Annotated in this window: 3 protein-coding genes; all 3 read left to right on the forward strand. The window is 71.8% G+C overall.

The window, feature by feature from the left end:
* The coding region (locus tag FAF44_RS51975) for a discoidin domain-containing protein (RefSeq protein ID WP_237110911.1) at positions 1-2,601 on the forward strand (2,601 nt) is incomplete at its 5' end.
* A 229-nt stretch (positions 2,602-2,830) separates the two neighbouring features.
* A complete protein-coding gene (locus FAF44_RS51980; RefSeq protein WP_237110912.1) occupies positions 2,831-3,589 on the forward strand; it encodes an SDR family NAD(P)-dependent oxidoreductase in 759 nt (252 codons plus the stop codon).
* A 119-nt stretch (positions 3,590-3,708) separates the two neighbouring features.
* Positions 3,709-5,041 (forward strand): MFS transporter (locus tag FAF44_RS51985; RefSeq protein ID WP_237110913.1); only part of this gene is annotated, 1,333 nt, incomplete at its 3' end.

Below are 5,041 nucleotides of genomic sequence, written 5' to 3' on the forward strand. Positions count from 1 at the left end.
ACCATCGACCTCACCGCCACCGGCCGCTACATCCGCATGCACGGCACCACCCGCGCCACCGGCTACGGCTACTCCCTGTGGGAGTTCCAGGTCTACGGCCACACCGGCGACCCCGGCCCCGACCCCGGCACCTGGACCGACGTCTGGCAGGACGACTTCACCGGCCCCGCCGGCAGCTCCCCGTCGGCCGCGAACTGGATCCTGCGCACCGGCACCTCCTACCCCGGCGGCCCCGCGAACTGGGGGACGGGCGAGGTCGAGACCATGAGCGCGGCCCCCGCCAACGTCTCCCTCGACGGCGACGGCCACCTCGCCATCAAGGCCGTCAAGGACGCCGCGGGCAACTGGACCTCGGGCCGCGTCGAGACGCAGCGCACCGACTTCGAGCCGCGCCCCGGCGAACTGCTGCGGTTCAGCGCCCGCCTCAAGCAGCCCGACGTCGCCGTCCCCCTCGGCTACTGGCCCGGCTTCCGCGCGACCGGCGCCGCCTACCGGGGCAACTACAACAACTGGCCCGGCATCGGCGAGACCGACATCATGACCTCCGTCAACGGCCGCGAGCAGCACTCCAGCACCCTGCACTGCGGCACCGCCCCCGGCGGGCCGTGCAACGAGTACGACGGCCGCACCAGCGGCCTGGCCACCTGCTCCGGCTGCCGGAGCGGCTACCACGAGTACACGCAGATCATCGACCGCACCAAGACCGACGAGGAGATCCGCTTCTACCTCGACGGCGAGCAGACCTGGGTGGTGCGCGAGAGCCAGGTGGGCGTCGCCGCCTGGCAGGCCGCCGTGCACCACGGCTTCTACCTCCGCCTCGACCTGGCCATCGGCGGCTCGCTGCCCAACGCCGTCGCGGGCCGGACCACTCCGGTCGCCGGCACCACGTCGGGCGGCGTGCTGAGCGTGGACCGGATCGCGGTCTCCAGGCAGAGCGGGACCGTCCCCGCTCCCATGACCGACCCGCCCGTCCCCGCCGGGCCGAGCGTCGTGCGGGTGGCGGGCACGCAGGGCAACTGGCGGCTGGAGGTGAACGGCGCACCGTACGAGATCAAGGGCCTGACGTACGGGCCGCCGCAGAACGCGGCCGACGGCTACCTGCGCGACCTGGCGGCCATGGGCGTCAACACCATCCGCCTGTGGGGCGTGGACGACGCCCAGACCCCGGGCCTGCTCGACACCGCCGCCAGGCACGGCATCAAGGTCATCGTCGGTCACTGGCTCAACCAGGGGGCCGACTACGTCAACGACACCGCCTACAAGACGGCGGTGAAGAACGAGATCGTCGCCCGCGTCAACGCGCTGAAGAACCGTCAGGGCGTGCTCATGTGGGACGTCGGCAACGAGGTCATCCTCACCATGCAGGACCACGGCCTGCCGGCCGACGTGGTCGAGCAGCGGCGGGTGGCCTACGCGGCGTTCGTCAACGAGGTGGCGCAGGCCGTGCACGCCGCCGACCCGAACCACCCGGTCACCTCCACCGACGCCTACACCCACGCCTGGACCTACTACAAGGCCCACGCCCCGGCGCTGGACCTGCTGGCCGTCAACTCCTACGGCGCCATCGGCACCGTCAGGGACGACTGGGCCAAGGGCGGGTACACCAAGCCGTACATCGTCACCGAGGCGGGGCCGGACGGCGAGTGGGAGGTGCCGAACGACGTCAACGGCGTGCCCGACGAGCCCGGCGACCTGGCCAAGCGGGACATGTACACCGCGAGCTGGAACGCCGTGCACGGCCACACGGGCGTGGCGCTCGGCGTCACCGAGTTCCACTACGGCGTGGAGAACGACTTCGGCGGCGTCTGGCTCAACACCACGCCGGGCGGCTGGCGGCGGCACGGCTACCACGCGCTGCGGAAGGCGTACACCGGGCAGGCGTCCGCGAACACGCCGCCGGAGATCACCTCCATGACGGTCTCCTCGCGGACGGCGGTCCCGGCGGGCGGCACGTTCGACGTCGCGGTGGCCGCCTCCGACCCGGACGGCGACCTGGTCCGCTACAACCTCATGTACAGCGACAAGCACGTCACCGGCAACCGGGGCCTGTCGCACGTCACCTTCACCCAGACCGGGCCGGGCCGGTTCTCGGCGACCGCCCCGCAGGCGCTGGGCGTGTGGAAGGTCTACGTCTACGCCTACGACGGCCATGGCAACGTCGGCATCGAGCAGCGCTCCTTCCGGGTGGTGCCGCCGGTCGTCCCCGGGACGAACGTGGCGCGCGGCAGGCCGACCACCGCCTCCACCTCCCAGGCGACGGGCGACGGCGGCCCGTTCACCCCGGAGCGGGCCACCGACGGCAGCTTCACCACCCGGTGGGCCAGCGAATGGGCCGACCCGCAGTGGTTGCAGGTCGATCTCGGGCAGCCGACCGCGATCAGGCACGTCCAGCTCGGGTGGGAGGCCGCGTACGCCAGGGCGTACGAGGTGCGGACCTCGCCGGACGGCGTCACCTGGACCGCCGCCTACGCCACGGCCGCGGGGGACGGCGGTTTCGACGAGATCGACCTGAACACCACCGCCCGCTACGTGCGGCTGCACCTCACCCAGCGCGGCACCGCCTACGGCTACTCGCTCTGGGAGTTCGGCGTCTACGGCTAGGCATCCAGCAGAACAAAACGGACATATGGCTATAAAGCGGACAGGCTGGGTAGGAGGACAAGGGGATCGATTGCCCACCCCGCAAGGACGCCCCGGCCGCGGGAAGCGACCGGGGTGTCCGGCCGCCCCGGCGATGAAGCCGAAATGAAACGCCGGCCTGCCAGACTGAGGCCGCCCGGCCGTTCCGAGGCACGGGCCCGAACGCGGTGTCCGGAAGGGGATGGCGGCGATGGGCGTGCTCGACGATCGGGTGGCACTGGTCACCGGAAGCTCACGAGGCATCGGCGCGGCCATCGCGGTCACGTTCGCGCGCGCCGGCGCCCGCGTCGTGCTGCACGGCCGCGACGAGAGCGCGCTCGCCGAGGTACGGGCGCGTATCGCCGACCTGGGCGGCGAGGCCGTCAGCGTCACCGGCGACGTCACCTCCGCCGCCGACCTCGAACACATCCGCGAACGCGTCCTCGACCACTACGGCCACGTGGACGTGCTGGTCGCCAACGCCGGCAGCTCCGACAGCCGCCCCGCGCCCATCGAGGACATCACCGAGGAGAGCTGGCGGGCCGACATCGACCGCAACCTCACCGGCACCTTCCTGACCGTGAAAACCTTCCTGCCCGGCATGAAACAGCGCCGCTCCGGCACCGTCATCACCCTGTCGTCGGCGGCCGGGCGCAAGCCGAGCGAGCGGACCATCGTCGCCTACGCCGCGGCCAAGGCGGGCGTCCAGGTCTTCACGCAGGACCTGGCCGCCCAGGTGGGCCCGTACGGCATCCGCGCCAACTGCCTGGCCCCCGAGACGATCCTCACCGAGACCAACCGGCGGTGGATCCCGGCCGAGGTGCAGAGCACACTCGCCGAGGCGCACCCGCTGCGGCGGCTCGGCACGCCCGAGGACGTCGCCAGGGCCGCGCTCTTCCTCGCCTCGGACGACTCGAGCTGGATCACCGGCGTCATCGTGGACGTCGCGGGCGGCGCGGTCCTGGTGTGAGCCCGGACGAATGCGATCAGGACCCCGCGAACCCCTTGAACCCGCGCCCCCGCGAACGATGAGATGTCCTTGACGTAACGGACGCGCACAGCGCCGGCATCGGCAAGGAAGGTGATCGCGTGTCCCAGCGCGGTACGGCCTCCGCCCCCGCGGGGACTCCCGCGTGGCGCTACGCCATCGGCATGTTCGGCACCTCGATCCCGATCAACATGATCAAGGGATCGATGATCCTCTACTACGTCGACATCCTCGGGCTCGACGTCCGCGCGTACGGCGTCGTCATGGTGGTCTACGCGGTCATCGACGCGCTCGACAACCCGCTGCTCGGCCACCTGTCCGACCGCACCCGCACCCGGTTCGGCCGGCGGCGGCCGTGGCTGCTGATCGGTGCGCCGATGCTGGCGGCCTGCATGATCGCGTTCTTCTCCGCGCCGGAGTCCTTGCAGGGCGTCGGCCTCGTGCTGTGGTTCGCGGTGTTCGCGATCCTGTGCGAGGCGTTCGACTCGATGCTCAACGCCAACTACGGCGCCCTGCTGCCCGAGCTGTACCCGAGGGAACGTGACCGGGCCGTCGCCAACAGCCTGCGCCAGGGCTTCCAGCTCGTGGCGCTCGTGATCTCGCTCGCGGTCACCCCGCTGCTCACGACGAGCGTGTTCGGCACCGAGGAGTCCACCCAGGGCTTCCGGACCACGGCGATCGTCTACGGCGTGATCGCGCTCGCCGTGATCGTGTTCATGGCGCTGGGCGCGCGCGAGAGCCCCCGCTACTCCACCCGCGAGCGTCCGCGGCTGCTGCCCAGCGTGTGGTCCATCGTGCGCAACCGGCTGTTCTGGACGGTCGGCCTCACCGGGGCCTGCTACGGGATCGCCATGGCGCTGGTGCTGTCGGGCATCCAGCTCTACGTCCGCTACTCGCTCGGGCTGCCGGTCGGCAACGCGCTCTACCTCCAGGGCGTCGTCATCCTCATCTCGGCGGGCGGTCTCGTGGCCTGGACCCGCGTCGTCGCCCGGCGCGGCGCGCTGTGGACCTGGCGGCTCGCCTTCGCGGTCCTCGCGGCCGGCTTCGCCGCCCTGTTCTTCGCCACCGGCCTCGGCGCCGCGATCGCCGCGGGCGTGATCGTCGGAGCCGGGTGGTCGGGGATGCTCGCCACGAACGACCTCATCGTCGCGCGGGTGCTGGACGCCGACGCCGCCCGCAACGGCGAGCACCGCGAGGGGCTCTTCCTGTCGGCGTTCGGCTTCTTCACCCGGCTCAACGGCATCGTGACCGGGCTCGCGCTCACCTCGCTGGGCGTGTTCTTCGGCTACAACTCGGGCGACGACCCCGGGGCCGACCCGGGGCTCGCGTTCCGGGTGTACTTATGCGTCTACCCGTTCGTGCTGACCGCGGCCGGCGCGGTCGCGGCGCGGTTCGTCTCGGTGCCGGTCGGGGCGCCCCCCGAGCCCCCCGAGC

Origin of the sequence: Nonomuraea sp. MG754425, assembly GCF_021699195.1 — a bacterium.
In the GTDB taxonomy this organism is placed as follows: Bacteria; Actinomycetota; Actinomycetes; order Streptosporangiales; family Streptosporangiaceae; genus Nonomuraea.

Coding starts and splice junctions, on each gene's coding strand:
- FAF44_RS51980 (WP_237110912.1), top strand. CDS start 2,831: ATGGGCGTGCTCGACGATCGGGTGGCACTGGTCACCGGAAGCTCACGA.